19 protein-coding genes are annotated in these 23,813 nt (G+C 68.6%); 7 read left to right on the top strand and 12 right to left on the bottom strand.

Annotated features, from left to right (window positions below; translation table 11 throughout):
• Positions 1 to 87: 87 nt before the first annotated feature.
• Both AB0L53_RS46620 and AB0L53_RS46615 read left to right on the top strand, forming a co-directional pair.
• Entirely contained in the window at positions 88 to 399 is a 312-nt protein-coding gene (locus AB0L53_RS46620; protein ID WP_364009361.1) for an STAS domain-containing protein, read from the top strand.
• A gap of 115 nt (positions 400 to 514) precedes the next feature.
• Complete coding sequence (locus AB0L53_RS46615; protein ID WP_364009358.1) at positions 515 to 931, top strand: ATP-binding protein; 417 nt, start codon at positions 515 to 517, stop codon at positions 929 to 931.
• A 958-nt stretch (positions 932 to 1,889) separates the two neighbouring features.
• On the opposite strand, the gene AB0L53_RS46610 is transcribed toward AB0L53_RS46615, so the two are convergent.
• The 4 genes from AB0L53_RS46610 to AB0L53_RS46595 form a co-directional block, all read right to left on the bottom strand.
• A complete protein-coding gene (locus AB0L53_RS46610) occupies positions 1,890 to 2,444 on the bottom strand; it encodes a hypothetical protein (RefSeq protein ID WP_364009355.1) in 555 nt (184 codons plus the stop codon).
• Between the two features lie 707 nt (positions 2,445 to 3,151).
• The gene (locus AB0L53_RS46605; RefSeq protein WP_364009353.1) at positions 3,152 to 3,715 is read right to left on the bottom strand and encodes a GNAT family protein; all 564 of its coding nucleotides are present in this window, start codon (positions 3,713 to 3,715) and stop codon (positions 3,152 to 3,154) included.
• A 470-nt stretch (positions 3,716 to 4,185) separates the two neighbouring features.
• Positions 4,186 to 4,281 carry a hypothetical protein gene (locus AB0L53_RS46600; protein ID WP_364009351.1) on the bottom strand — a complete coding sequence of 32 codons (96 nt, stop codon included), beginning with the start codon at positions 4,279 to 4,281 and terminating at the stop codon, positions 4,186 to 4,188.
• A 74-nt stretch (positions 4,282 to 4,355) separates the two neighbouring features.
• On the bottom strand, positions 4,356 to 4,895 hold the full coding sequence (locus tag AB0L53_RS46595) for a hypothetical protein (protein WP_364009348.1): 540 nt from the start codon (positions 4,893 to 4,895) through the stop codon (positions 4,356 to 4,358).
• A 250-nt stretch (positions 4,896 to 5,145) separates the two neighbouring features.
• On the opposite strand from AB0L53_RS46595, the gene AB0L53_RS46590 reads away from it, so the two are divergent.
• Positions 5,146 to 7,140: a hypothetical protein gene (locus AB0L53_RS46590; protein WP_364009346.1), complete on the top strand. Its 1,995-nt coding sequence runs from the start codon at positions 5,146 to 5,148 to the stop codon at positions 7,138 to 7,140.
• Positions 7,141 to 7,263: 123 nt separating this feature from the next.
• Complete coding sequence (locus AB0L53_RS46585; RefSeq protein WP_364009343.1) at positions 7,264 to 8,481, top strand: ROK family transcriptional regulator; 1,218 nt, start codon at positions 7,264 to 7,266, stop codon at positions 8,479 to 8,481.
• Here AB0L53_RS46585 and AB0L53_RS46580 read toward each other — a convergent pair.
• Genes AB0L53_RS46580 through AB0L53_RS46550 form a run of 7 tightly spaced genes read right to left on the bottom strand, consistent with a single transcriptional unit; the run spans position 8,454 to position 17,160 of the window.
• Positions 8,454 to 9,776 carry an ROK family protein gene (locus AB0L53_RS46580; RefSeq protein ID WP_364009340.1) on the bottom strand — a complete coding sequence of 441 codons (1,323 nt, stop codon included), beginning with the start codon at positions 9,774 to 9,776 and terminating at the stop codon, positions 8,454 to 8,456. The two genes, AB0L53_RS46585 and AB0L53_RS46580, sit on opposite strands and share 28 nt — an antisense overlap.
• A complete protein-coding gene (locus AB0L53_RS46575) occupies positions 9,773 to 11,848 on the bottom strand; it encodes an ABC transporter ATP-binding protein (protein ID WP_364009337.1) in 2,076 nt (691 codons plus the stop codon). The genes AB0L53_RS46580 and AB0L53_RS46575 overlap by 4 nt, the downstream gene beginning before the upstream one ends.
• Positions 11,845 to 12,648 carry an SDR family oxidoreductase gene (locus AB0L53_RS46570; RefSeq protein ID WP_364009334.1) on the bottom strand — a complete coding sequence of 268 codons (804 nt, stop codon included), beginning with the start codon at positions 12,646 to 12,648 and terminating at the stop codon, positions 11,845 to 11,847. Before AB0L53_RS46570 ends, AB0L53_RS46575 begins: the two co-directional genes overlap by 4 nt.
• Positions 12,645 to 13,520 (bottom strand): ABC transporter permease, encoded by an 876-nt coding sequence (locus tag AB0L53_RS46565; protein ID WP_364009332.1) that lies wholly within the window; start codon positions 13,518 to 13,520, stop codon positions 12,645 to 12,647. The genes AB0L53_RS46570 and AB0L53_RS46565 overlap by 4 nt, the downstream gene beginning before the upstream one ends.
• Positions 13,517 to 14,464 (bottom strand): ABC transporter permease, encoded by a 948-nt coding sequence (locus tag AB0L53_RS46560; RefSeq protein WP_364009329.1) that lies wholly within the window; start codon positions 14,462 to 14,464, stop codon positions 13,517 to 13,519. The genes AB0L53_RS46565 and AB0L53_RS46560 overlap by 4 nt, the downstream gene beginning before the upstream one ends.
• Before the next feature lie 9 nt (positions 14,465 to 14,473).
• Positions 14,474 to 16,045 (bottom strand): ABC transporter substrate-binding protein, encoded by a 1,572-nt coding sequence (locus tag AB0L53_RS46555; RefSeq protein WP_364009327.1) that lies wholly within the window; start codon positions 16,043 to 16,045, stop codon positions 14,474 to 14,476.
• Positions 16,046 to 16,056: 11 nt separating this feature from the next.
• Positions 16,057 to 17,160, bottom strand: coding sequence for a mandelate racemase/muconate lactonizing enzyme family protein (locus AB0L53_RS46550; RefSeq protein ID WP_364009324.1), 1,104 nt, complete (start codon positions 17,158 to 17,160; stop codon positions 16,057 to 16,059).
• Positions 17,161 to 17,447: 287 nt separating this feature from the next.
• Between AB0L53_RS46550 and AB0L53_RS46545 the strand changes: the two genes are divergently transcribed.
• Both AB0L53_RS46545 and AB0L53_RS46540 read left to right on the top strand, forming a co-directional pair.
• Positions 17,448 to 19,286 carry an HSP90 family protein gene (locus AB0L53_RS46545; RefSeq protein ID WP_364009322.1) on the top strand — a complete coding sequence of 613 codons (1,839 nt, stop codon included), beginning with the start codon at positions 17,448 to 17,450 and terminating at the stop codon, positions 19,284 to 19,286.
• A complete protein-coding gene (locus AB0L53_RS46540; RefSeq protein ID WP_364009319.1) occupies positions 19,283 to 21,898 on the top strand; it encodes a hypothetical protein in 2,616 nt (871 codons plus the stop codon). The genes AB0L53_RS46545 and AB0L53_RS46540 overlap by 4 nt, the downstream gene beginning before the upstream one ends.
• Positions 21,899 to 21,966: 68 nt before the next feature.
• Here the strand turns inward: AB0L53_RS46540 and AB0L53_RS46535 are convergent, their stop codons facing one another.
• On the bottom strand, positions 21,967 to 22,134 hold the full coding sequence (locus AB0L53_RS46535; protein WP_364009316.1) for a hypothetical protein: 168 nt from the start codon (positions 22,132 to 22,134) through the stop codon (positions 21,967 to 21,969).
• Positions 22,135 to 22,534: 400 nt separating this feature from the next.
• Between AB0L53_RS46535 and AB0L53_RS46530 the strand changes: the two genes are divergently transcribed.
• Positions 22,535 to 23,650, top strand: coding sequence for a branched-chain amino acid aminotransferase (locus tag AB0L53_RS46530; protein ID WP_364009313.1), 1,116 nt, complete (start codon positions 22,535 to 22,537; stop codon positions 23,648 to 23,650).
• The last annotated feature ends 163 nt before the right edge of the window (positions 23,651 to 23,813 follow it).

Here is a 23,813-nt window from a genome sequence, read left to right as displayed (position 1 = left end):
TTGAGGTGCGGGCAGCCGACCGGCAGTCCGGAGCGCATCATGGGGGCAAACTCGCCGTGCTCGGCATCGGCAGAGGAAGGAACGCGCATGGAGGTGGTGTCGGTAGGCACCGTGACCGACGGCACGCTGGAAGTGGTGCTGCGCGGCGACATCGACTTCACGAACGCGGCCTGGGTACGGAGCACGGTCTCCGCCGCCGTACTCGACCAGCGCCCTTCCGTGGTGTGGATCGAGATGGGCGAGGTGGCCTTCATCGACTCCTCCGGGATCGGCGTGCTCGTGGACGCGATGAAGGCGTCCGCCGAGGTCGAGGCGGCCTTCAGCGTGCGGCATCCCACGTCCCGAGTGTTCGACCAACTGCGCATCACGGGGCTACTGCCCGCGTTCGGTCTGGCCTGAGTAGGTCCGGCCTGAGGAGGTCCGGCCTCAGGCGGGCTGGCCTGAGGCGGGCTGGCCTGAGGCGGGCTGGGCGCCACCGTGCCCTCCACGCCGCGGCCCCGTCCGGAGCGCGCCGATGAGCGAGCCCGGCGAAACCCTGGAAACGCGGTACGACTTCGACTTCGGCACGCTCGTGCTGCTGCGCCGGTTGGTGGAGCGGTACGCCGCGCGACACGGTCTCACCGGGCGGGACCTGTACCGGTTCGTGGTGGCGGTCAACGAGATCACCACCAACGCCGTGCGCCATGCCGGCGGGGGCGGGCGCCTCAGCCTGTGGCAGGCCGACGGCCGGCTCTACTGCCGGGTCACCGACAACGGCCCTGGGCTGGCACGGCCGGACTCACAGGGCCACCACGCCGTGCCCGCCGACAGCAGCAGCGGCCGGGGCCTGTGGCTGGCCAGGCAGTGGGTCAACCGGCTGACCATCGAGAGCGACGCCAACGGCACCACCGTCACCCTGGAGGCCGCGCCCCCGCAGCCGGACCATCCCTGAGCAAGACGCTTCAGCTCTCAACGAAGGTCCGCACTTGGATGTAGACGGCGGCAGCAGCTTGGCGTTCCCACTCGGGCGTCTCTTCCCATGGAGCAACGTAGGAAGACTTGGGCTCGCCCGGGTAGTGCTTGTTCACCCCAGCGATCCATGCTTCGCGGAAGACGCGGCCCTGCTCGTCCGTCGCAGTCTCATGGTCGGTTCGCTCATCTTTCGGCCCCTCCTGGGAGCCCCTGACTGACTGTTCTCGCTTGCCTCTGAGCGAGGGCAGGAAGGACCTCTTGTTGCTCCTGGCGCTCATCCTTCTCTTCCTCACCGGCAACCTACGTCGTGGTCGCGGTGATCGGCCTGGCTGCCGGTGCCGCCATTCACATGACGGCGGGAGATGCGGCGTTGAGCGGGGACATCGCCAAGCTGCTGGAGAAGATCGACGCGCGGGCAGTGTGGTGCTGGAGGCGATGCGGGCCGAGAACCGCGACGGCTTCGCCCACGCCCTGCAGGTGATGACCGAGCACTTCGGCGAGTGCGTTTCCTGCTCGGCTCGGTGCTGGACGACTTCGACCGGCTGATCGGCTAGCAGGTCAGCCAGGGCGCACTGTTACGCGCGGGCATCCAGACCGCTCAGCAGCAGCTTGCCGAGCTGACGTTGATCAGCGACATGATCGCCCGGCTGCCGCAGTCCGGTCCCGCGCCCGTCCGTACGCTTCGGTCGTCCGTGGCCGGGCCGCTCCGGCTGCCCGTATCAGGCTTGGCCGGGCCAGCGCAGAACAATCCGCGTGCGGCTCCAACTCTCCGGCCCCGAATCCGGCATGTCCGAGACGATCAGCGACGGAACCCCGTCGGCGATCATCGTCACACCGTCCGCCCACAGCGAGCAGGAGGTGAGAAGGCCTCACCCCTTACTCGACTTCTGTGCAACCGTATCTCAGGTCGTCTGGTTCATGACTTGCCGCCCCAGGAGTTAGGCGTTTGGGGACGGTCGGACGTAGAACTTCTCCCACGCCCCGGCGGTATCCGCGCGCGCCCGGAGCATGCCGTAACCGCTACCCTCGTAGGCATACTCGGCACTCACGTATTTGTTGTTCTTGGAAGACTTGATGGCGCAGAGGCTTCCGGTGCACTCGAAACGGAACTTCTCCCAGTCTCCGACGCCGGTCGAGCGCGCCCGGAGCATGCCGTAGTCGGCGCCTGAGTAGTCGAGCTCGGCGCTCACATACTTTTTTGTCGTCAACGCAGCGATGGTGTAGTTCGTATTGTCGAGGTTGCAGAGCTTAAAAGTCTCCCAGCTTCCCAGCAACGCCGCCGTAGCGGTAAGCATGCCCTCCTTGTATCCCACTTCGCTGTTTCTGGTACTCCAGGCACGGCTTTTTTCCTGGGATATGATGCCTACCCACTCACATTGGCCGGCAGCGGGGGTGGAGGCCGCGTCGGCGATCGCCGCAGGCGTTGTGGCCGGCACGACCGTCCCCACCGCTAACGTCATGCCGAACGCGCGGAAGATATTCCTGAAGTTCATTTCCCTGCTTTCTGCGATCTTGGTGGCGCATCGATCGCGCCCTGTCCATCGGATGCTGCCAGGAGGGAGTTGATTTTCACTGAATGCACCCTAAGTTCATTTTGGCCCGGGTAAACTGATAATCAACTGCGACATGAGATCGTACGGGCGATAGTCGACTCTGCGAGTGCCGGGAATCGCATCCGACGGTCTCACCCATAGTCCTTTGATGCGCGAAGATCATCTCATAAGCGGGCGCTCAAGCAATGTTGTGCAGTCGCTCAATCGAGTTGAGCGAGAGGCGATAAGCTGGTTTTCCTGCCCGGCCGTCGGTGTTCCGGCCGGTGCGAACAGCACTTTGTCTCAGCCGGCTCTGTCCTGTGAGTGCCCGAAACTCGTGTCCGCTGCCAGAACCGATGCGGAGGGTCTGCCGGCCAGGCACCTGGAAGATCGTTCATGACGGAGTCGAGTTCACCGGCGCGGCCGGCGTCAAAGTAATCCGATACCGCTACCGGGGGCACGGAATCCCAACCCCCTGGACCCCGACACCGGCAGCCGCCCAAAGCGGCTGACCACGGCAACGACACGTGGAGCGCCCGGTGCGTGGAGACGCGCACGCCGGGTGCGGCGGGCGGGCCGGGGAAACCCACCGTGAGCGATTACGGCAGGGCGCCCCGGTCCGACCCAACAACGAGCGGCTCGGGTACGGCAAGCAGCGACTCAGTTGGTCAATGAGTACGGTGGTTGGAAGGGACTTCGAAGATGAGTCCGAGACCGTCCTCTTCGTCCCAGTCTTCGCCGACTTGGACGAAGCCGAAGCCGGCGATCGTGGCCAGGGACGCCACATTATCGGGACTGATCGTCGCACGTACGGTCTTGACCGCCGGTTCGGCCGCGGCCCGACGCAGCAACTCGATCAGGATAGCTCGGCCGTACCCCTGGCGACGGAAGTCAGGAGCAACCGCGTAGCCGATCTCTACCATGCCCGCCTCATCGGGCGGTCCGTGAAACCCGGCATGACCGACGACGACACCTTCAGGCCCCGTCACCGCCTGCCGCGCTATCCACGGTGCGTGGCGGGGATCGGCGGCCATCTGGTCGATCCGAATCCGCCACAGCCACCGTGCTCTGTCTGTCACGAAGTACTCAGTCAGCGCGACCCCGGCCGCGTTGCTGGCCGCGGGCAGATCCCCATCGAGCAGAGCGGACAGCGCAGTGCTTGACAACTCGACGAAGCGCACGTGCTTCGAACTGGTGGGGAACGACGTCTGGCGATCGGCTTCATCTGTCACGGTGCGGACGATCCCAGGATGCCCGACAGACGTCCAACGATTTTCGAGTGATCAGCATCCACCTCCACGACGAGCACCGACCCGTTGAGAGATCATGGCGGGACGTTGACCACCAGCCAGTTGGTCAGCTTGTCGGCGTCGGCGACGCCGCACACCGATAGTCCAGGTGCTCCTGGGCGCCAGCACGCCGGACCCGCCGATGGGGTTCGGTCCGGCCGCGGAGGTCCCGGCTGCGCAATATCAGCTGGAGCCCGGCGACCGGCTGCTGCTCTAACGATCGCCAAGCCACCGACGAAGGGTGATCTACAGGACGTCCTCCTCCCAGTCGGGCTCATCGGGGTTACGCAGCGGCCGGACGTCGGCTGAAACCGAGGTCGGGCGGGGCGAAGGAGTAGGTGCCAATCACGTTGCCGTGCCGGCGGACGAACGGCGACAGCCGGGCAATGTCTTCGCCGGCCAGCGAGTAGCCCTCAGTCTGAGCCGTTCCAGGGCCGGTCCATGTAGAAGGTGTTCCACAGCGTGACGCAATTCAGCACCAGGCCGAGCGCACCGAGCTGGTCCTCCATACCTTTGTCATAGCGCTGATACAGCGTGCCGGCGCATGCACCGCCCGCCGAAGGTGTCGTACGGCATTCACACATCAGGCGCCGCCGGTCGGCAGGCGCAGGTAGGAGGGCAGGTCAGGTGGCGGAGGGCCGCCGTGGAGCGACAGGGCGGCTGTGGCGGCGGAGAAGGCCAGGATCATGGCGGTGACGATGCCGACACCGGCCAGCAGGGTCACCATGCCGTGCCGTGCGGGGTGAGGGCTGAGGATGGTGAGGTGACCTTGGCGGTGGCGGCAGAGCAGCAGCGCCGCCGGGCCGTTGACCAGCACATCGGTCCAGGCCGCGAGCAGGTATCCGGCGGCCAGAGCGGCTGCGGCGGTGACGGTGCGGGCGCGTACGCAGTCCCGTATGGCGTGCAGGACGACCAGCAGCACCAGCACCGCCATGGCCGCTTGCGTCGCCCAGCCGATCATGCGTGGGGCGTCGCTGAGGTCCAAGCCGCTGGATGGGGCGGCGTGCAGGCCGTCGCGGGTGATCCAGACGGCGGCAACCCAGCTCTGGGCGGCCAGGCAGAGGGCACCGATGCCCGCCTGGTGTCTGCGGTTTGTCGGTACAAGTAGGACGTCGCCCTGCACTGCTTGCCGGGGTCGGGGGTCAAGCTGCGCAACTCGCGCCGTGCGCTCCTCATCGGCGGCGATGCGATTACGGCATCTATTTACTTCACACTATTGAATAAATACTCTAAGGTCGGACCGTCGGTGCCAGGCTGACGTCGACTGATCCGCCTCCGTGCAGCAGAGTCGGCAAGAGGAGAAATACATGTTCCGGCATCTCGGAGACAGTCCCGTGAGACGAGCGAGACCTCAGGGGCGACCACAACGATCGGTGCGCCTGTTGGCGACGGCCGGGCTCATCGCGCTGGCCGGCGTGGCCGGGCTTCCGCCGTCCCCGGCTCTGGCGCGACCGGCCTCTCAGGCGGGCGCGGCGCCGACGAGGATCACCGTCTCCCAGGAGCGCTACGTGACGACGGACGGCCGCCAGGTCGGAAAGGTCCCCGCGGCGATCGTCGGCGCCAACCAGCGGTGGCCGGACGACGGCAAGGGGATCTGGAACTCCGCCGCCGGGCGGCCGGCCGACGGGATCGTCCGGCTGAGCAAGCAGGCGGGCCTCGACATGCTCCGTTATCCCGGTGGCACGGTCGCGAACCTCTTCGACTTCAGGCGGGCGATCGGCCCGCAGAGCCGGCGGAAGTGCCAGACGTCAGGCGGCTTCGCGAACGGCCGCTTCGCTTCGACCGACAGCCGCTTCGGTCCCGATGAGAACGAGAAGTACGTCCACTCCATCGGCGGTGAGACGATGATGATGGTCTCGGCGATCAATCAGTCCGCCGCCGGCGCCGCCGATTTCGTCGAGTACATGAACGCTCCCGCCGATGGCAAGGCGACGAACCCGAACGGCGGCGTGGACTGGGGCGACGTACGCGCACGCAATGGTCACCCCAAGCCCTACGGCATCCACTACTGGGAGTTCGGGAACGAGCCGTACCTCGTCGGCCAGCACTACTGGTGGTCAGGGGAGGCGGCGGCGCGCCTTCAGCAGTTCATCGAGGGCGGCTGGCAGCGGCAGACCGCGAAGGACGCCGCCTACCAGGCCAACGACGGTCTGTTCCTCGGCTGCGACCTGGCGACCCGCCGCCAGGGCACGGGTGCGCCGAACCAGGAGTATCGGGTCAGATTCGCTCCCATCGCACTGCCCGGTGACGACGAAGGAGCCGCGGGCGTCGGCGACGGGCCGATCACCGAGCCCGTGCTCCGCGTCGCGGGCAGCCCCTGGCAGCGGGTCGCGACTCTCGCCGGGCAGGCACCTGACGCGCATGTCTACGCCGTCGACAAGGTCGACGGGATCATCCACTTCGGCGACGGTAACCACGGAGCCGTTCCACCCGCGGGCGCATCCCTGTCGATCGAGTACACCAGCGGCGTCCACCAAGGCTACGTCGCTTTCCGTAAGGCGATGAAGTCGGTCGATCCCTCGATCGAGGTCTGCTCCGGCTGGGGCCGCCCGGAGTTCGTCGAGGCGATGGGATCGCGCCCGTACGACTGTCTGGGCACGCACTCCTACAGCACGCCCCCGGCGGACGGCACGCTCACACGCTACGGCAATCTGCAGGTCGCGACCGCGAAGCGGGACGCCGACCTGCGTGACCTGCGCGACCGGATGGCGCGCTACTTCCCCGACACCGCCACCCGGCCGGACCTGCTCGTCACCGAGTACGGCACGCTCAACACGCCCGCGCCCGCCTACGAGGCACGGCTCGCTCACGTCCTGTACCTGGCCGCGCAGGTCGCCGGCCAGATGGAGAACGACGTCAGGGTGTCGATCAACTCCAACACCGCCGACCTGCCTTCGGACGACGGATCGCCGGACCCGGCCAATCTGTTCGGAAGCCCGCCCGGCTTCCTCATGACGGGCCGGGCCGACATGCTGGGGCTGTACGCCACGATGGCCGGTGGCCACGTCGTCAAGAGCACCGTGACCGGCAACCCGGTCCTCACGGCGCCGGCGGGGACGTACCCCGCGCTTCGCGTGGTGTCCGCGTGCGCCGGCGGAGTCATCCGGACCATGGTCGTCAACCGTGACGCCGAGCACGCCGTATCGGCCGACGTCGCGCTGCCCAGCGAGGGCGTCACCGGCCCGGTGAGCGTCTCGACGGTGAACGGCGCCTCGGTCGAGTCGAACAACGCCCCCGACCATCCGCACGACATCAGCGTGCGCACCTCACGGGAAAAGGCCGGCCATGGCGTGCTGAGCCACGAGTTCGAGCCGCACAGCGTGACGCTGCTGCGGTTCACCGGGCACGGGCGAACCTGCGGTTCCTGAACTCGTCCGGTTCCTGAGATCAGGGCGGCCGGCCCGAGCGCCGGCCGTCCGGACCTCCGTGTCCCAGGCTCCGGCACGCACATAGGATCAACGGAATCAGCGGCCGGCGCAGGAGGGAGCCTCGTGACGACGCGAACGGCGCTGCAGGGCCGCCAGCTGGGCCAGCAGCTCGACAGCCTGCGACGCGGTAACGCCGCCGCGGTCCTGTCCGAGATCCGGGCCCGCGGGGCGGTGTCTCGCTCGGAGATCGCGTCCGGCGTGGGACTCAGCGCCGCCGCCATCACCAAGATCATCATCGAGCTGGAGCGCGCCGAGTACATCGCGGAGGCCCCGCAGACCGAGCCGGCGTCGGCGCAGGCGCGGGGGCGGGGCCGGCCACGCCGGCCCATCACGCTCAATCTGCACCGTCATCGATTCGTGGGCGTGCACGTCGGGCTGCAGCGGGTCACCGTCGGACTCGTCGATCTGGCCGGCCAGGTGGTCGCGCTGCGGTCCCGCAAACACGGCAGCGCCGCGCCCCGGACCGTGCTGTCGACCGCCACCCGTCTGGTGTGTGAGATGGTCGAGCAGTCCGGCGTACGACGTGAGGACGTGGTGGGCTACGGCGCCTGCACGGGTGGCTGGGTGCCGCCCGAGTCCGGCGCCGTCCGCGCCTTCGAGGGGCTGGGCTGGCACGATGTGGCCTTTTCCGAGGGGCTCCGGGTCGACGGCCTTCCGGTGCCACGAGTCGAGTCCACCGTCCGGGCGCTGGCACTGGCCGAGGCCCGGCTCGCGGCAGCCACCGGCGCGCGGAACGTTCTTTATGTCTTCGTCGGCAACGTCATCGGGTGCGCGCACGTGGTGCACGGGGACATCGCGCGCGGTCAGCACGACGCGGCTGGGCTCATCGACCACGTCAGCTCCGGTTCCCGGTCCGCCGTCCCATGCACGTGCGGGCGCCGTGACTGCTTGTGGGCGGTGGCCAGCGACGCCGCGCTCACGCTCGAGGCGCAGCAGCGCGGGCTGTTGCCGGCCGGCACCACCATCGACGACCTCGTCAAGATCTCCCAGGAACGCACGGTACGCCGGATGCTCGAACTGCGCGCCGCGCGTGTCGGCACGACCGTGGCCGCACTGATCGATGTCCATGATCCGGATCTCGCGATCATCGGCGGCGGCGAGGTCGTCTCGTCCACGGAACGGTTCGAGCAGGTCGTGTCGACGGCTCGCGAGCGAGTGGTCGGCGGGCGCGAGCCGACCCCGATTCAGCCCGCGGTCCTGGTCGGGCCGTCAGGTCTCGTCCAGGGCGCGGCTACACCGGTGCTCGACGCCTTCTACGCCGATCCGCTTGCCCGGCCATAGTCATCGCTCGCCGCGCCGGTCCGGGAGGGCCGCCCGGCTCCGGCCGAATGAGCGGGCGGCAGCATGCCGACCGGGTCGGTGAAGAAGGCGTGCAGGACGAGACTGGCCGATCCACGTACGAGGGAGCCCGCACCCAGACCGGTCGGTACGATGCGGTCCGCCGCGTGCGGACGGGTGAGCCGGCGGGCAGCGGCGGAGCGTAGGGCGCCGAGGTGCTCCGGCGTCTGGAGCAGGCCGCCGCCGAGCACGAGGAGGTCGGGGTCGAGCAGGTCGAGGAGCGTGGCCGCGGCCACTCCGGCCAGTTCGGCGCGGGTCCGGAGGAGGTCGGTCGCTGCCGGGTCACCGGTCCGTGACTTCTTGACCAGCGACTCGAACGAAGCGTGTGGTCGTACGATACCGGCACCGCGCGCCTTCGCCAGGACGGCGACGTCGCTGACCAGGGCCGCGAGGCAGTCGTGACGGCCGCAGCGGCACCGCTCGCCGGGCGTGTCGGTGCCGAGCGACAGATGGTCGATGGTGCCGGCCGCGGCGTCGTGGCCCTTCCTCAGCCGGCCGTCGATCATGAGCCCGGCACCGACGATGTTGCCGATGAAGAGGAAGACCGAGGAGCTCGTGTCGCGGGCGGCGCCGAGGTAGGTCTCGGCCAGGGCCAGGCCACGAACGCTGCCGTCCACCAGGACGGGATGACCGGCCGGCCCGATCTCGGTCACGAGCGGCACGTCTCTCCAGCCCAGCAGCGGGTGCTCGACGACGACGCCCCGGCCCGGGTCGACGCGTCCACCCGTCACGATGCCGGTGCCGAGCATCCGGTCGGCTCCTCCGGCGGCCGCTTCCAGCTCGGTGTGCAGGTCCCGCGCCTCGGCGAGGATGCCGGAGCGGGTCAGCCGGCGGTGCGTGACGGCATGTTCCATGACGACGTTGCCCGCGAGATCGAGCAGGCCACCGGTGGTCCGCCGCAGTCCGATGTGCAGGCCGATGAAGCGGTGGTAGGAGGTGTCGAGCGCGACCGGTACTCGTGGACGGCCGGTGTCTCCTCCTGTGATGACGGCCAGCTCGCGGATCACGCGCATCCGGATCATGTATGCGGTGATCTTGGTGAGGCTGGTGGCGCTGAGCCCGGTCATCCGGGCGATCTCGGCGCGGGCGGAGGCGCCGAGCTGGAGGAGTGCCCGGGCGACCTGCGCCGTGTTCCTGCGGCGCAGACTTTCGAGTCCGCCGGCCGGGGCCGGATCGAGTCGGGGCGAGTGCCGGGGGACGATGGCGTGACCGTCGCCGGACGCGTCCACGTCTGTCATGGCACCATGCCCGCGCTGTCGAGACCGCTTCGGCGCAGTTCGCCGGGGAAGTGGCAGGCGGCGTACTGGCCAGGGGCGACCTGCCGGAGAGGCGGTCGTTCGGTGGCGCAGATGGTGCGGCCGGGGTTGGTCAGCGGCCCGATCGGGCAGCGACTGTGGAACCGGCACGCCGGGGGCGGGTCGATCGGGCTGGGCACGTCTCCGCCGAGCACGATGCGCTCCCGCTGCCGCTCGCGGGCGGGATCCGGCTCCGGCACGGCGGAGAGCAGGCTGGCGGTGTACGGGTGCTGAGGATTGGCGGTGATCTCTTCGGACGGACCGGACTCCACGACCTGTCCGAGGTACATGACCATGATGCGGTGCGAGATGTAGCGGACGGTCGCCAGATCGTGCCCGATGAACAGGTAGGACAAACCGAGCCGTCGCTGCAGATCCTGAAGGAGGCTGATGATCTGTGCCTGCAGGGAGACGTCGAGAGCGGACACCGCTTCGTCGCAGACGAGCAGCCGGGGATTCACCGCGAGAGCGCGTGCGATGACGATGCGCTGTCGCTGACCGCCGGAGAACTCGTGCGGGTAGCGGGAGGCCGCCGCGGGGTCTAGTCCCACGAGCTCCAGCAGCTCCGCGACGCGATGCCGCGCCTGCTCCCCCTTGGCGAGGCCGTGGACGAGAAGGGGTTCTCGTATGGCGTCGCCGGCCGTGAGGCGGGGGTTCAGTGAGGACATGGGGTCCTGGAACACCAGTTGTGTCTGGCCGCGGTACCAGGCGAGGTCGGCGCCGCGCAGGACGCCGACGTCCCGGCCGTCGAACCGGATGGTGCCCGACGTGGCCGGGTGGATGCCGAGGAGTGCCTTGGCCACGCTCGACTTGCCGCAGCCGGACTCACCCACCAGCCCCACCGTCTCGCCGGGCGCGATGGACAGGCTGACGCCGTCGACGGCGCTGACGTACCGCGTGGTCCGGCGCCAGGGCGAGGCGCGCCGCTTGACAGGGAAGGTCTTCACCAGCTCGTCGACCTCCAGCAGCGGAGTCTCAGGCCCTGCCGGGTGCTCCCGTGATGCGGGCGCACCCGGCTTGGCGGCCGGCGGCAGCTCGCCGTCCTGTCCGGCGATCCAGCACGTCCAGTCCCGGGTTGCGCGTTCGTCGGAGTATGTCGGCGGGTGCTCTTCGTGGCAGCGTTCCTCCGCCACGTCACAACGTGGCGCGTACGGGCATCCGGGTATCGGCGCGACCAGGTCCGGCGGGCGGCCCTCGATCGGTACGAGCGGCAGCCGGCGGGAGGCGGCGAGGCGTGGGGTCGCGGCCAGCAGGGCTCGGGTGTAGGGGTGGCGGGGGGAGGTGAAGAGCGCGTCCACCGGCGCCTCCTCGACGATGTGCCCGCCGTACATCACCGCGACGCGTTGGCACGACCGGGCGACCACCCCGAGGTTGTGCGTGATCAGGACGATCGCGGTCCCGAAGTCACGGTTGAGCTCGGTGAGGAGGTCGAGGATCTGCGCCTGGATGGTCACGTCGAGAGCCGTGGTGGGCTCGTCGGCGATGACGACCTCGGGGTCGTTGGCCAGGGCCATGGCGATCATGACGCGTTGCCGCATCCCGCCGGAGAAGGCGTGCGGATAGTCGGCGAGCCGGGCGTCGGGGTCCGGAATGCCGACCCGTCTCATCAGGTCGACCGCGCGGCCGCGGGCCTGCGAACCGGTGAACTTGCCGTGGCTGAGCATCGCCTCGACGAGCTGGGTGCGAATCTTCATCACCGGGTTCAGCGAGGACATCGGATCCTGGAAGACCATGCTGATACCGCCGCCGCGGACCTCGCGCATCTCCTTCTCGTCCAGTGTCAGCAGGTCGCGGCCCTGGTAGCGGATCTCCCCGGACTCGATGCGTCCGGGCGGACGCACCATCCGGAGCAGGGACATGGCGGTCACCGACTTGCCCGATCCGGACTCGCCGACCAGAGCGAGCGTCTCACCGGCGCGTACCTCGAAGGAGACGCCGTTCACCGCCCGCACCAGTCCCCGCTCGGAGTCGAAGCGCGTGACGAGGTCACGGACCTGGAGGACTGACTGGCTCATGACCGATCTCCTTCCGGGAGTCGTGCGAGTACGCCCCCGTCCACGGCGAGGACGGCGCCGGTGACGAACGAGGCGTCGGGCCCGGCGAGGAAGGCCACACATCGGGCGACCTCCTCGGGGCGACCGGGGCGTCGCAGCGCTGCCCCGCCGATGGCCGCGGCGAGACTCGCGGGATCGCGGCAGATGTGGGCGTTGCGCTCCACGGCGATGAAGCCGGGAGCGACCGCGTTGACCCGGACACCGAGAGGGCCCCACTCCACCGCGGCGGTCCGGGTGAAGGCGACCAGCGCCGCCTTCATGGACGCGTAGGCGCCGAACGCGGGCGCCGCTCGGAAGGCGTGCACGGACGCGACGTTGACGATCGCTCCCGGTCGTGAGTCCAGAGCCGTCACGAATTTGCGGCTCAGCTCGACCGGGGCGTTCAACGAAACGGCGAACGTGCGCTCCCATCCCGCCGGGGTTCCGTCGAGGAGTGGAGCCCTTTCTTCGACGAAGGCGCAGTTCACGAGCACGGCGAGGTCTCCGGGCGACGAGTCCGCGGCGGCGAGGCACGTGTCCTGGACGGCCGGGTCGGTGATGTCGCCGACGACCGCGCGCCACGACCGGCCGGCGTCGTGTTCGGCGACGGCCTCGTCGATGTCGACGGCCACGACGTGGCCGCCCAAGTCGTGCAGATGCGTCGCGATGGCACGTCCGATACCGCGGGCGGCGCCGGTGACGACGCTCACGGTTCCCTGGTAGGTCTTCATGTCGGCGAGGTGAGGAGTGGTGGCGGTGGTCGTGTGTTCGGTCGAGTTCATCGGCGTAGCAGCCCTCGGTTCAGTCCGTCCGCGATGAGATTGAAGCCCAGCACCAGAGCGGTGACGACGATGATGGGGCCCAGCGCGTACCAGGGGTTCTGGTCGAGAAAGTTGACGCTGGTCCTCAGCAACGAGCCCAGCGACGGGGCCGGCGGGCGGACGCCGATGCCCACGAAGCTCATCGCCCCTTCGATGAACACCGCCGTCGACAGGCTGAGGGCGGCCTGGACGATGAGCGTGTCCAGCGCGTTGGGCAGGATGTGGCGCAGCAGGACACGGCCGCGGCTCGCGCCCACCACCTCGGCCGCGACCACGTAGTCGCGCGAACGTTGCGCCTGGATCGCCGACCGGGTGAGCCGCCCGAACAGCGGGACGTTGACGACGACGCAGGTGACGACGATGGCCGTCATCCCGGGTCCGACGGCGGTGGCCGACACCGCGACGCCGAGGACGAGTGCGGTGAAGGCGAGCTGCACGTCGAAGACCCGCTGCACGATGGAGTCCACGATCCGGTGCGATCCGCACAGCAGACCGAGAGCGATGCCCAGCAGCCCGCCGATCGGAACGGCGAGGCCGGCCACCACGACGTCCTGCCGGATGCCGAACAGCACGCGGCTGAACACGTCACGGCCGAACTCGTCGGTGCCGAGCAGGTGCGAGGCGCTGACCCCGGCGAAGCTGTCACTGCTCTGCGCGTCGAAGCCGTGCGGCGCGATCCAGGGCGCGAGGGTGCCGAGCACGAACAGTGCGGCGACGATGACGAGTCCCGCGGCGGTCTCGGGGAATCGCAGAGCCCGCGACCAGCGGGAACGCTGCGGCCGGGAGGCTGCCGTGGCGGTCGTGCGGGCCGGGGTGGACAGGGCGGTCATCATGCCTCCAGCCGGATGCGGGGGTCGATCGCCGCGTGGAGGAGGTCGGTGAGGGTCTGCACGACCACGAACACCGCGACGGCGAACAGCAGGAGGTCCTGGACCAGCACGTAGTCACGGTCCAGCACCGAGTTGACCAGCAGGTCGCCGATGCCGTGCCAGGCGAAGATGGCCTCCACCACGATGGCGCCACCGAGCAGCTGCCCGACCTGGATGCCCAGCACGGTGAGCACCGGCGGCAGGGCGTTCGGGACGACGTGCGCGCGGACCAGGCGATAGGAGGTCAGGCCCTTGGCCACCCCGGTGCGGATGTAGTCCTCGTCCATCACTTGCCGCACGGAGGCGGCGAGGAAGCGGGCGAGTGTGGCCGCGGTGGGCAGCGCGAGGCACAGCGCCGGCATGAGGAGGTACTGCAGGGCGATGTCGGGATTGTCCGTCAGCGGCATGTACCCGGTCGCCGGGAGCAGCCGGATCGTGACGGCGAACAGCAGCACCAGCAGGACGCCACTGACGTACGGGGGGAGCGCGAATGCCAGGGAGACGAGCGCGCCGACCGGTCGGGTGACGAATTGGCGCCGGCCGGTGCCGAGCACCACGCCCGCGAGGCCGCCGAGCACGACGGCCAGGAACAGAGCGGCCACTGTCAGGGTGAGTGTCTGCCCGAGCGCGACCCCGATCGCGTGTGATGCCGGTTCCTTGCGGATGTAGGAGGTGCCGAGGTCGCCGGTCAGCAGGCCGCGGGCCCACTGCGCGTACTGGAGGACGGGGCTCTTGTCGAGACCGAGGTCGTGCCGGACCGCTTCCCTGGTGGCGGCCGTGGAGTCGGGGCCCGCCAGGATGTCAGCGGCGTCGCCAGACGCGAGCCGGGGGACGGCGAAGACGAGCACCGACGCCACGACCAGCACGAGGAGAGCGGACGGGACACGCCTCAGTGCGTACCTAATCATCGGTCGGCATCACTTCGTCAGGTAGGCGTGGTCGAGGTCGAGATAGTCGTACATCGTGTACCGCAGGCCTTTCAGCTTCGTGGAGATGGTGAAGGTGTGCGCGCTGACCACGAGGTCGCTGACGAACTGCTGGTCGAGCAGGAAGTCGTTGATCCGCGTGTAGGCGGCCTTGGCGGCGGCGGCGTCCGCCGGTGTCCAGAGCTGTTTCGCGATGGTGCGGTACTCGTCTGAGTCGAAGCTGGAGGCGTTCTTGTCGGCGTTGAACGGGAAGGCGCCCTTGACGAGGGTCGCGGGACTGAGCTGGCCGAAGCCGTGCACGTTGACGAACAGGCCGGGCATGTCGCCGCTGCCGAGTTTGGCGAAGAAGTCGGGTGCCTGGAGTGGTACGAGCTGTGCCCGCAGGCCGGCCGCCTTCAAGTTGAACTGGACGATCTCGGCGATGGCCTTGTTCGTCGCGAACCCGGAGTTGAAGGCGACCTCGACCGTCTTGCCGGTGGCTCCGGCGCGGCCGATCAGTTGCTTGGCCTTGGCGAGGTCCTGCGAGTAGGTGTCGGCCTTGCGCTGGTCGAAGGCCGGTGAGGAAGATGACCATGGCAGGGAACTGGTCCGCCCGATGCCGGCGAGAGCCTGCTTGAGTATGCGGTCGCGGTCGATCGCCCAGGCGATGCCCTGACGGACGTCGCGGTCGTCGAGTGGGGCGATCTTGACGTTCGAGCCCACGTAGTACGTCGCGTCGTTCGCGTCGGAGGCGATGACCTGGAATCCGGGATCGTTCTTGATCGCGGCGGTGTCCAGGGGCGCCAGGTCCAGGGCGAGCTGGGTCTGCCCCGAGCGAAACGAGGAGAGCATCGACTGCGACTGGCTCTGCACACTGATGTGCACACCGTCCAGGTACGGGCGGCCTTTCTGCCAGTAACCGGCGTACCTCTTGAGGTCGGCACCGGCGCCGGGCGTGTACTTCACGACCTGGAACGCTCCCGTGCCGACGAACTTCTTTCCGGCGAGGAGATCGTCGAAGGTGTCCTTGTCGACGATCGGCGTCACCTCGAACAGGTCGAACAGGTTGGACACGGGCTGTGCCAGGCGGAGCGTCACGGTGTGCGCGTCGTCGGCCTTCATCCCGGTGATGGCGGCGGCCACGTGCTTGAGTTGCGACGGGACGTCCTGGCGCGTCATGGCCTTGAGGGTGAAGACGACGTCGTCGGCGGTGAACGGGCGGCCGGAGTGGAAGGTGACGCCGTCCCGCAGTTTCAGCGTCACCGTCTTCTTGTCGGGCGCGATGTTCCAGCTCGTGGCCAGCTCGGGCTGGGGCTGGAGGGAGTGATGATCGTAGGCGGTCAGTGTGTTGAAGACCGTCCGTATGACGCTGAAGTTCGGATTGTTCTGGGACAGGAACGTCGAGGGCGCGATGTCGGCGCTCTGCACGATGTTCAGGATGCCGCCCTTCCGCGGCCCGGAATCGTCCGGCGATGAGTTGACCGCCGACCGGCATCCTGAGAGGGCGAGCGCGCCACAGGCGACGAGCGCGGTGATCGTCCGACTGGATCGGCCCCGGAGGCGGGGAATGAACTGCTTGGACATCGATGGCCGTCCTAGATAGTCGTGGACCACAGAACTCGACAGCTGGGATGGTTCGGTTGGAGGGTGACGCCGAGGCCGGGGCGGTCGTTCAGGTGGAGCCGTCCGTTCACGACGCGCTCAAGCCCGCTGACGAGCTCGGAGCGCCATGGTGTCTCGCCGAACTGGTACTCCAGCACGGTGGCGTTGGAGCATGCGGCGAATGTGTGGGCGCTGGCCGCGGTGGCGACCGGCCCTGAGGGATTGTGCAGCGAGATCGCCAGATCCGGAGCCGAGCGGGCGACGCGCAGCACGCGTTCCACACCTCCGGCGTGTTTGACATCCGGCATGAGGACGTCGATCAGCCGGTCGGCAACCGCGGCGCGGGCCTCCTCCGGGTCGAACAGGAGCTCCCCGCCGGCCAGCGGAAGGGCCGTCGCCGCTCGAAGCGCCCGCAATTCCGCCACTGAACCGATGCTGACGGCGTCCTCCAACCAGGCGATCCCGAGGTCCTCAAGACTGGGCAGGAGCCGGTGCACCTCCTCGGCGGGGAGGCGCTCATGACAGTCGACCTTCAGCTCGACCTCATCGCCGATGGCGGCGCGAATCGCCCTGAGCCGGGCCATCCCCGTGGTCGCCAACGGCTCCCCCGGAACGCTGACGTCGAAGGGCGCACACTTGACCGAGGTGAACCCCGCGCCGACCGCACGGCGCGCCATCGCGGCGACGTCCTCGGGAGACCGGCCACCCGGCATGCGGTTGATGTTCGCGTAGACCGGAACGGAGCCGGGATCCGAGCCGCCGAGCCACTTCCACACCGGCTCGCCGGCCGCCTGCGCGGCGTGGTCGACCATCATCTGCTCGAGCCCACCCATGAGTGTGGCGGTGACGAGCCTGCCGTCCGCGTCCGTTCGTGACACCTGGTCCTCCAGGTCGGCGAGAACGGCCTGACGGTCGGCGACCAGGTCCCGGCCCACGAGCCGGCGACATGCCGCGGCCAACTGTTCGAGCAGCCGTGCGCGGTCCCCGGCGTCCGAGCACTCGCCGACCGCGACGCGATCGCCGTGTCGCAGGACGAGGAAGTGCCATCGGCTCCTCTCGCTGACCTCAGCCTCGACAAGCTCCAGTGCGCGCTGCATCCTCACGACCTTCCTGATTTACTAAACAGTAGAAACTAAATCAGGACGGTGTCAACGGTCAGTCGCCTCGGGCTGCAGGTGACCCGCCGCCTCCGGACGGAGGTCGCGTAGCTTCAGTCATCGAAGTGCTCTCCATCGCTACCCGGCCCACACCCCGGCAACGCAGGACTGGCCACCGCCCTGGTGAGGGCACCCTGGTTGTCAGGCCCGGTGGGAGGATGCCGGTGTTCGAGCTCGCAGCCGAAATTGATCAGCTCATGTCCTAGCTTGACGCTACGATCTTCCGCATGCTGGACGAAGTGTCGGGAAATGCCCACTCATTTCAGGTTGACCTGCGAGGACTTGTTGATCTCCTGTCGCACCACCTCTATTCCAGTCCACGCGTCTACCTGAGAGAGCTGCTGCAGAACGCGGTCGACGCGGTGACAGCGCGGCAGCGGATGGACCCGACGGCATCCACCGCCATCCGGATCACTCTGAACGAGGCGGGGCTGCGGATCGATGATCCGGGTATCGGCTTGACGGAGGCGGACGTCCATCGTTTCCTGGCGACCATCGGCCGGTCATCGAAGCGCGATGACCTGGAAGGGGCTCGCCGCGAGTTCCTTGGCCAGTTCGGTATCGGCCTCCTGGCCTGCTTCACCGTCGCCGAGCGAATCCAGGTGATCAGCCGTTCCGCCGCCGTCCCGGATGCGCCGGGCATTGAGTGGCTGGCCGCATCCGACGGGACGTACTCGGTCCGGCGGCTTGCGCCGCATGAGCGCGCCGTTCCCGGAACGACCGTTTGCCTGACGCCACGAGCGGGAGCCGAACGGTGGTTCGCCCCTGATGTGGTCACCGACCTTGCCCGCGACTTCGGTTCGCTGCTGCCCTACGAGGTGACGGTCGACACGAGTGGGCGGACGATCCGCACCACGGACAGCCCGCCGGTGTGGGACCGCTCCTACGATTCGGCCGCCGCACGCCGGGTCGCGCTGATCGAGTACGGCGAGCGCGCGCTCGGCTTCACCGCGCTCGACGTCGTCGAACTCGACGTGGAGCTGGCCGGGATCAGGGGCGCCGCCTACGTGTTGCCGCGGCCGGCGAATCCGGCCGACAGCGGCCGCCACCGCGTCTACCTGAAGGGCATGCTGCTCAACGACGCGACCACCGGCCTGCTCCCTGACTGGGCGTTCTTCGTCCGCTGCGTGATCGATACGGACACGCTGCGCCCGACCGCATCGCGTGAGGGTCTGTACGAGGACGAGACGCTGGTCGCGGTCCGCGAGGCGCTAGGTGTCCGGCTGCGGGACTGGCTCACCGGGCTGGCCGCGCAGGAGCCGCAGCGCCTGGCCGCCTTCCTCGCTGTGCACAGCCTCGGGGTGAAGGCGATGGCCAGGCATGACGCCGAGCTGTTCCGGATCATGCTGCCGTATCTCACGTTGGAGACGACCGACGGTCAAGTCACGTTTGCCGAGGTCGCCAGGAAACACCCCGTGGTTCGGATCACGCCCACCGTTGAGGAGTTCCGGCAGATCGCGCCGATCGCGGCCGCCCACGGCGTGGCGGTCGTCAACGGGGGTTACACCTACGACAGCGAGCTGGTCGCGCTGCTCCCTGATGTCATGCCGGGGGTGGTGGTCGAGGAGCTCGGTTCGGACGTGGTCACCGCCGCGCTCGATCCGGTTGACAGCGCGAATGAGCTGGCCATGGCCGGGTTCATGGCGATGGCGCGCTCCACGCTTGATCCGCTGGGCTGCGATGTGATCCTTCGTGCGTTCTTTCCGGCGTCGGTGTCCGCTCTGCATCTGGACTCCCGCGAGGCACGCAACGAACGAACCCGCGCGGAGGTCGCCGCCGACGCGGATGACCTGTGGTCCGAGATCCTGGGGGCGCTCAAGTCCGCTGAGCCTCGCGCGCAACTCGTACTCAACCACCGCAGCCCGGTGGTCCGCCGGCTTGCGACGATCAGCGATCCCGCACTCCTCGTCACCGCCGTCGAGGCGCTGTACGGCCAGGCGCTGCTGATGACGCATCGGCCCCTGCGGTCGGTCGACACCGCACTGCTCAACCGCGCCTTCGACGAGTTGCTCGGCTGGGCCTCCCAGAACGTGACCGAATCCACTGAAGAGGATGGCAAGGCATGAACGTCGCCGAGATCCGCGACGCCCTGCGTCAGACCTACGCGCTGCCGAGCGGACGCCAGAAAGCCGAACGCCTGGAACTGCTCGCCACCGCGGCCAAGGCGGTCGAGGACCGGTCGCTGGAAGCCGAGGTGCTGCTCACTCTCATCCAGGCCTACGAGGACGGCGCCGAACGTGACCGCATGCCGGTCGCGTTCGGACGGCTCCTGCAGATTCACGACGACTTCCCAGCCGAGGTGGGCACGTTCAGCCATAACATCCACTGGGAGCTCAAGTGGATGAGCTACTACCTCGTCCTCAACCCGGCCGTGCCGCTGGCGACCATCCACCGCTGGCTCGACGAGCTGCAGAACCGCTATCGGCAGCGCGGATACAGCCCGCGCCCGGTGCTCAGCCTGCGTTCGCTGCTGGCGCAGCACCTCGGCGACGACGAGACGGCAGCGGCGGCGATGGAGTCGTCGATCTCCGCTCCACGCGACCAGATGGCCGACTGCGAAGCCTGCGAGGGCAACGACTGGGGCACGTGGCGCGTCATGGCGGGTGATGACGCGGGGGCGTTGGACCACTGGGCGCCGCTGATCGACGGCGAGTGGTCATGTGCGGAGGAGCCGCACAGGGTCCTGGCCAAGGCACTGCTTCCCCTGCTGCGCACCGGACGAACCGAGGACGCTCGCAGCGCCTTCCTCAGGGGATACTCGCTGGTCCGCCACGATGTCAGCCTGCGCGAGTCGGTCGGCTACCACATCGAGTTCTGCGCCCTGACCGGCAACGAGGCGCGTGGCCTGGAGATCCTGAACGAGCACGCGTCCTGGCTCATGAATCAGCACGAGGACGTCTCGCAGCGGGTCGGCTTCGTGAGCGGTGTCGTCGTACTGCTCCGCCGCCTGGCCATGCTGGGCCACGGTGGCATCCGGATCGGCGAGCTGACTCTTGAGACGACTCTCGCCAGGTTGGAACAGGAGATCAGCGAGCTGTGCGCCCGCTATGACGCGCGCAATGGCAGCAGCGTCTTCAGCGAGCGCGTCGCCAAACGCCTCGCCCAGGAGCCGTTGGCGGATGGGCTGCCGCTCGGCGTCCCGGCGACGCTGCCGCAGCCGGCCGGTCGTGCCGTACCGGTCCCGCCGAAGGGCACCGATTCGAGCCTCGACGGCCTGGTCGCAGAGGCGCGGCGCCTGTCGGAGACTCGTCATCCCCACGCCGACAGAGCGTGGGAACGCGTCGCGGCCAGTGAACTGCCGCTGCCCGAGATCGTTGTCGCGGAGGTCGAGTACGCCAAAGCGCTCTCCCTACTGGACTCGGACCCCGGCGCGGCCTACGACGCGCTGCTGGCTGTCGCCGAGAGCTTCGACCGGCTCGCCGACACTGCCAAGGTTCTGGAGGCCCGCGCCGCCGCGGCCCTGGCTCGCTTCCAGACCGGGGATCAGACCGGAGGCGAGGCATTGGCGGAAAGCGTCACGGCACAGGCAGAAAGCGCGTACGCGGCCGGAAAGCTCACCTCGCGCGAATACCTGTCCGTGCGAAGAGTCGTTCCCCTCATGGCAATGGCGGCGCTGGGGCAGCAGGAGAACCCGGCCGAGGTCGAGCTCAAGGCCACCCATGCGCTGCTGGAGGCCGAACTCGCCGTGGCGGTGGAACTCGCAGTGACCGAGCGTATGGCCATGTATCACGACCTGCTGGCCCGGATCTCCTTCCCGCTCGGCGATGCGGACGGGGCGCGTGCCCATCTGCAGGCTGCCGTGGCGGATTATCTCGAAGCCGGGCAGCCGTGGCGCGCCGCGAATCCCGCTTCCCTGCTCGCCGAGTACGCCCTCGGGAGCGACGATCCGAAGGCGGCCGAAGAGTTCGCGTCGAAGGCGATCACGTACGGCGCCGATCTCGTCCCGCCCGACCAGACCGCCCAGCTGAGCTCCCTGCTCGTCGAGGCCATCTCGAGACAGCCCGGCCGTGAACACGACCTGGTCAGCGCGGCACTGACCGCGGCCGCCCGCTGGAATGGCCTGTCCGAACCCGACACCCTGCACAACACGTTCACGGCGGCGCGCGCCTATCACCGTCTCGAGAGGCATGCCGAAGCAGTGGCACTGTTCGAGGACGTGATCCCGAGGGTGGAGATCCCTTACGACGCACCAGTCATCGCGATGACCCGGGGACAATACGCCGCATCACTGGGCGAGCTGGGCCGCTACCACGAGGCCGCTGAGCAGTTTCTCAAAGGTGCGGAGCTCGTCCAGAATGATTCGGACCAACAAGCCATGCATGCCGAACTGGCCTGGTCCGCCGCCGAAGCACTGCAGTATTCCGGACAGACCGCAGAAGCGCTGGCCGCCTATCAGCGGGCGGCCACACTCTGGACCGAACTCGGCCAACTCACCCCGCGCGTACGCTGTCTTCGGTCGGCGGCCTGGTTGCTGCGCTACATGGGCGAGCCTGATTCCGAAGAGCACCAGGATGCGGAACGGCCCGGCGTCGCCGAGATGCGTGCGGTTCTCGCCGAACTGGTAGGGCTGGCCGAGCACAGCCCGTCCGAGGAGGTGCTGGCGGAGCTCGCAGAGACGCAGAAGCAACTCGAACAGATGATCACGGACAGCTTCGACGAGTACGGCGACGTCGACTAGCGTGCGGGCACTGGCACGCGCTCATCGCCGATGACGGATCCCAGCCGGCGGTCGTGCACGACGACCGCTCAGCTTTGGCCGACCAGGGCGGAGTCGACGCCCTCACCGACCGCCGTGATGATGCCCCCGACGCCGTTGCCCGGGATCATCGGCAGCTCCCGCTTGAACGGCGACGGCGCATCTCCAGGTACGAGCACCTCAGGCCTGCCGAACTCCTTCAACCACACCACGCGCACGTCGCTCTCCCCTGTTCGGTTGATGTCGTCCCCAGCCGGCAACCTCAACCGAACTCGAAGTCAACCCGCGATCACCAGCACAGCTCGACCGCAATGTCGAACTGGTTGCCGTGCCGTTCTCCTTCGTCGACGCCATTCACCCCGGCATCCAGTGGGTCTACGCTGTACGCACGGGCAACGGGCAGTTGCTTGCACATGGTTTTGGAAGATCTCGACCCCTGCCTGTTACTGGGCTGCACCACCGCCGAGACGCGCGAGCGGTTCTTCATCGAGTTCGGCCGCGCCCTGCGCAGGCTTCCTCGACGGCCCGCATCCCTGGCCCGTAGCCAGTCCTCCGAAGCCCGTTCCGCACCCGCTGACCGCGCACCACGGTGAGCGCTCGCCCGTAAGGGAAACGCAGATGCCCCTCACGCTCCCGCAGTTCACCATCAAACCGCATCCTCACCTGCGTCCTGATGCCGAGCGGCAGCAGATTCTGGCCGCGCCCGGCTTCGGCCGGTACATGACAGATCACATGGTCACCATCAAGTGGACCGGCGAGGCGGGCTGGCATGACGCCGCACTGGGCCCATACGCCCCGCTGACCATCGACCCGGCCGCCACGGGGCTGCACTACGGCCAGTCGATCTTCGAGGGGCTCAAGGCGTACCGGCAGCCGGACGGTACGGTCGCGCTGTTCCGGCCCGAGGCCAACGCGCACCGCTTCCAGGCGAGTGCCCGCCGGATGGCCATGCCGGAGTTACCCGTGGAGCTGTTCATGAAGGCATGTGAGCTGCTCGTGAGTCAGGATCGGTGCTGGGTTCCCGACGCCGATGAGCACTCTCTGTATCTGCGGCCGCTGATGTTCGCCACCGAGAGCACGCTCAGCGTCCGGCCCTCGGCCGAGTACCTGTTCCTGCTCCTCGCCTCCCCGGCCGGGTCGTTCTTCCCCGACGGCATCAGACCCCTGTCGGTGTGGATCGCCGAGGAGTATGTACGGGCCGCCCCGGGTGGCACCGGCGCCGCCAAGTTCGCCGGGAACTACGCCGCCGCGTTCCTCGCCCAGAACGACGCATCCGAGCACGGCTGCGACCAGGTGGTCTGGCTCGATGCGGTCGAGCGGCGCTGGATCGAGGAAGTGGGCGCCATGAACCTCTTCTTCGTACGCGGCCACGGCCCTGCCGCCGAGATCACCACCCCCGCCCTCACCGGCTCACTCCTGCCCGGGATCACCCGCGACTGCGTCCTCACCCTCGCCCGCGACCTCGGCCACCCCGTCAGCGAGAGCCGCATCAGCCTGGAGGAGTGGCAGACGGGCGCGGCGGACGGCTCGATCACCGAGGTCTTCGGCTGCGGCACCGCCGCTGTCATCACCCCCGTCGGCCGGGCCCGCACACGCACCACCGCCTGGCAGATGGCAGACGGCCGGCCCGGTCCCCTCACCCTCCGGTTGCGCGAGAAGCTCATGGCCGTACAGACCGGCCGTGCCCCCGACCCGCACGGCTGGGTGCACCATCCGCGCACGACAGCGCACTGACCTGCGCGAAGGACGCCATTCCCTGGGGTGGGCTCCCATGTGTACGGCTCTGTCGCCGTCGGAGAGTGCCATCCGGAGACGCGGTACGACTTCGACTTCGGCACGCTCGTGCTGCTGCGCCGGTTGGTGGAGCGGTACGCCGCGCGGCACGGTCTCGCAGGGC

This window comes from Nonomuraea sp. NPDC052129 (assembly GCF_040680095.1).
Classification (GTDB): Bacteria; Actinomycetota; Actinomycetes; order Streptosporangiales; family Streptosporangiaceae; genus Nonomuraea.
This window is presented reverse-complemented; position numbering and strand designations above follow the sequence as displayed.

Coding starts and splice junctions, on each gene's coding strand:
- AB0L53_RS46620 (WP_364009361.1), top strand. CDS start 88: ATGGAGGTGGTGTCGGTAGGCACCGTGACCGACGGCACGCTGGAAGTG.
- AB0L53_RS46615 (WP_364009358.1), top strand. CDS start 515: ATGAGCGAGCCCGGCGAAACCCTGGAAACGCGGTACGACTTCGACTTC.
- AB0L53_RS46610 (WP_364009355.1), bottom strand. CDS start 2,444: ATGAACTTCAGGAATATCTTCCGCGCGTTCGGCATGACGTTAGCGGTG.
- AB0L53_RS46600 (WP_364009351.1), bottom strand. CDS start 4,281: ATGGAGGACCAGCTCGGTGCGCTCGGCCTGGTGCTGAATTGCGTCACG.
- AB0L53_RS46580 (WP_364009340.1), bottom strand. CDS start 9,776: ATGACAGACGTGGACGCGTCCGGCGACGGTCACGCCATCGTCCCCCGG.
- AB0L53_RS46575 (WP_364009337.1), bottom strand. CDS start 11,848: ATGAGCCAGTCAGTCCTCCAGGTCCGTGACCTCGTCACGCGCTTCGAC.
- AB0L53_RS46570 (WP_364009334.1), bottom strand. CDS start 12,648: ATGAACTCGACCGAACACACGACCACCGCCACCACTCCTCACCTCGCC.
- AB0L53_RS46565 (WP_364009332.1), bottom strand. CDS start 13,520: ATGATGACCGCCCTGTCCACCCCGGCCCGCACGACCGCCACGGCAGCC.
- AB0L53_RS46560 (WP_364009329.1), bottom strand. CDS start 14,464: ATGATTAGGTACGCACTGAGGCGTGTCCCGTCCGCTCTCCTCGTGCTG.
- AB0L53_RS46555 (WP_364009327.1), bottom strand. CDS start 16,045: ATGTCCAAGCAGTTCATTCCCCGCCTCCGGGGCCGATCCAGTCGGACG.
- AB0L53_RS46550 (WP_364009324.1), bottom strand. CDS start 17,160: ATGCAGCGCGCACTGGAGCTTGTCGAGGCTGAGGTCAGCGAGAGGAGC.
- AB0L53_RS46545 (WP_364009322.1), top strand. CDS start 17,448: ATGCTGGACGAAGTGTCGGGAAATGCCCACTCATTTCAGGTTGACCTG.
- AB0L53_RS46540 (WP_364009319.1), top strand. CDS start 19,283: ATGAACGTCGCCGAGATCCGCGACGCCCTGCGTCAGACCTACGCGCTG.
- AB0L53_RS46530 (WP_364009313.1), top strand. CDS start 22,535: ATGCCCCTCACGCTCCCGCAGTTCACCATCAAACCGCATCCTCACCTG.